Source organism: Saliniramus sp. (assembly GCF_035311605.1).
Taxonomy (GTDB): Bacteria; Pseudomonadota; Alphaproteobacteria; order Rhizobiales; family Beijerinckiaceae; genus Saliniramus.
Genome location: NZ_DATGCW010000142.1, coordinates 1 through 3,240, shown reverse-complemented (window position 1 = coordinate 3,240; position 3,240 = coordinate 1). Strand labels below are relative to the sequence as shown.

3 protein-coding genes are annotated in these 3,240 nt (G+C 67.9%); 1 reads left to right on the top strand and 2 read right to left on the bottom strand.

The features are described from left to right. Window positions 1–577, top strand: a 577-nt coding sequence (locus tag VKP01_RS06935) for an ABC transporter permease (protein WP_324411431.1), incomplete at its 5' end; no start/stop codon positions are given. Window positions 578–590: 13 nt separating this feature from the next. On the opposite strand, the gene VKP01_RS06930 is transcribed toward VKP01_RS06935, so the two are convergent. Next, complete coding sequence (locus VKP01_RS06930) at window positions 591–1,922, bottom strand: HlyD family type I secretion periplasmic adaptor subunit (RefSeq protein WP_324411430.1); 1,332 nt, start codon at window positions 1,920–1,922, stop codon at window positions 591–593. Window positions 1,923–1,938: 16 nt separating this feature from the next. Then, window positions 1,939–3,240 (bottom strand): type I secretion system permease/ATPase (locus tag VKP01_RS06925; protein ID WP_324411429.1); only part of this gene is annotated, 1,302 nt, incomplete at its 5' end.

The window sequence follows — 3,240 nt, the reverse complement described above, 5'->3', positions numbered from 1 at the left end:
CACGGTGCTGGGCACGCTCGCGGCGCTAGCGCTGACGCGCCACGGGCGCTTTCGCGGGCGGGCGCTGTTCACGGGGCTGATCTATGCGCCGATGGTGATGCCGGAGGTGATCACCGGGCTGTCGCTGCTGCTGCTCTTCGTCGCCATCAATCTCGATCGCGGTTTCTGGACCATCGCGGTGGCGCATACCACCTTCGCCATGTGCTTCGTCACGGTGATCGTGCAATCGCGGCTGATGGCCTTCGACCGGACGCTGGAGGAGGCCGCCCTCGATCTCGGCGCGCCGCCCTGGAAGGTGTTCTTCACGATCACGCTGCCCATCATCGCGCCGGCGATCCTCGCGGGCTTCCTCCTCGCCTTCACGCTCTCGATGGATGATCTCGTGATCGCGAGCTTCACCTCCGGCCCCGGCGCGACGACGCTGCCGATGCGCATCTACAGCCAGGTGCGGCTCGGGGTGACGCCGGAGATCAATGCGCTCTCCGCCATCCTGATCGGCCTCGTCGCCACGGCGGTGGCGATCGCCACGCTGGTGATGCGCCGCTCGGCGCGGATGCGTGAAGCGCGGGAGGGGTAGGTCGCGAACGCGCCTATTCCTCACGGAAGGCGCGTGCGAGGTGGTCGGTCAGCGGCTTGACGAGATAGGACAGAGGCGTGCGCTCGCCGGTCTGGATGAAGGCCTCGACCGGCATGCCCGGGACGAGATAGCGCTCCCCCACGCGCTCCCATTCGCTTGGCGGGATGACGATGCGGGCGCGATACCAGCCCTCACCGGTTTGCGGATCCCGTGTCAGATCAGCGGAAATCGTCAGGATCTCCCCCATGATCTCGGGCGTGGTGCGCTGGTTGAAGGCACTCAGCCGCAGGACGGCCTCAGAGGCCGCGAGCGCCTGGTCGATATCCGCTGGCGCGATACGCGCCTCGACGAGGCGCTGCTCGTCATCGGGGACGACTGCCATGATCGTCTCCTCGGCGCTCACCACGCCGCCGACTGTATGCACGGAAAGCTCGTGTACGATGCCGTTCTGCGGCGCACGGATATCGATACGGGCGAGTTCGTCATGCGCTGCGATGCGTCGTTCACGCAGCTCGCGCAATTGCGCGTCGCTCTCGCGCAGGCCGGTGAGCACTTCCGACAGCACCTGCTGTTCGTATTGCAGCCATTCGAGCCGGGTCTCGACGATGCGCGTGCGCGCCTGCGCGATCGTGGCCTCGATCTGGCCATCCTCCCCGGCGAGCTGGGCGCGCGCACGGCGCAACTCAGCGATCCGGGGAAACGGGATCAGCCCCTTGGCATAGAGCATCTCGATGCCGTCGAGCTCCTGCACGATGAGCGCGCGCTCCTCGTCCAGGGCGAGACGGCGCGCGGCCAATCCGTCAACCTCCTGCCCGATCTGGACGATGCGCTCGTCGAGCTGCTCCTTGCGGCGCTCATGCATGTCTCGCCGCGCCTCGAACAAGGCGCGTTCGCCCGAGATCAATTCCGCGATCTCCGCCTCACCGAGGCGTGCCGCGAGGCTGTCCGGGACGATGACTTCGCGCAGTGCGTCACGCTCGGCGACCAGCCGCGCGCGCCGCGCGATGAGCTGGTCGATCTGGTTCTCGATGATGGCGAGATTGGCGCGCGTCACGGTGGCATCGAGGGTCAGGACGATCTCGTCCGCACGGACCCTGTCACCGTCGCGCACATGGATCGCGCCGACGATACCGCCGGTGCGATGCTGAACGCGGCGGATATTGCCTTCCACCACCACGACACCCGGCGCCATGATCGCGCCGGAAATGCTCGCGAAGGCGCCCCAGCCGCCGATACCGGCAACCAGCATCGCGATCACGAGGGTGGCGATGGTGATATGGCGCCGGATGCCACGCACGGGATCGGCGGCTTTCGAGCGGGTCGGGACCGCGGAGGCTTCTGACATCGCTGCAATATCCGGATCAGGCGGTGGCGGGGACGGGGCGGATGGTGGTGCGGCGCAGGACCTCGTCGCGCGGCCCGATCGCCGCCTGGCGCCCGCCCTGCATCACCAGCACCTGATCGACATTGGCCAGCGCGCTCGGCCTGTGCGCGATGACGACGAGGATGGCCCGATCGGCCCGCGCCGCCGCGATTGCCTCGCTGAGCGCCTTTTCGCCCTCCGCATCAAGATTGGCATTGGGCTCGTCGAGCACGATCAGGAAGGGCTGGCCGAACAGCGCGCGCGCAAGCCCGATGCGCTGGCGCTGGCCGGCGGAGAGAATGGCGCCGTATTCGCCGATACGGGTATCGTAGCCGTCGGGAAATTGCAGGATCAGCTCATGCACCCCCGCGCGCTCGGTCGCCGCGACGATGGCCTGTGGATCGGCATCCGGATCGAAGCGGGCGATGTTTTCCGCCACTGTTCCGTCGAACAGTTCGACACCCTGCGGCAGATAGCCGATGGCCGGGCCGAGCGCCTCGGGCGCCCATTGATCCAGCGTCGCGCCGTCGAGGCGGATGCTGCCGCGCATCGCGGGCCAGATCCCGACGAGCGCCCGCGCCAGCGTGGATTTGCCGGAGCCGCTCGGCCCGATCACGCCGAGCGCATCGCCTGCCTTCAGCGAGAAGCGCAGATCCTGAATCAGCGTGCGTTTGTCGCCAGGCGCGGCGACGGCGATATTCTCCACATCGATGCGCTCGCCCGGGCGCGGCAGAACCATGTCGGGATCCGCAGCGAGCCCGTGGCCGAGCATCTCGCCGAGGCGCCGATAGGCCTGGCGGCAGGCGACGAAATGCCGCCACTGGCCGATCGCGGCCTCGATCGGCGCCAGCGCGCGCGCCGTCAGGATGGAAGCCGCGATCATCACGCCGGGCGTGATCGCCTGCATGATGGCGAGCCAGGCGCCGAGCGCGAGCACGGCCGATTGCAGGCCGAGGCGGAAGACCTTCGTTCCGGCGGAAAAACTGCCGGTCATGTCGCCGACCCGCGCCTGGATCGCCTGATACGGCGCATCCGTCGTCTCGAAACGCTGCCGGTAACGCGACCCCATACCCATCGCCCGCAACACTTCGGCGTTGCGCCGCCCGGCTTCGGCGAAGGCGTTGCGGGTACGCGTCATCGCCGCGAGCCGCTCGACGGGTTTGCGCAGACTGTATTCGTTGATCAGCGTGATGACGATCAGGATGGCTGCGCCGGCAGTGCCCAGCCAGCCGAGCCAGGGGTGAAAGAGAAAGATGATGGCGAGGTAGATCGGCAGCCAGGGCAGATCACAGATCGCGAC

Bases quoted from the DNA above. Each gene is read 5' to 3' on its own strand.
- VKP01_RS06930 (WP_324411430.1), bottom strand. From the start codon at position 1,922: ATGTCAGAAGCCTCCGCGGTCCCGACCCGCTCGAAAGCCGCCGATCCC.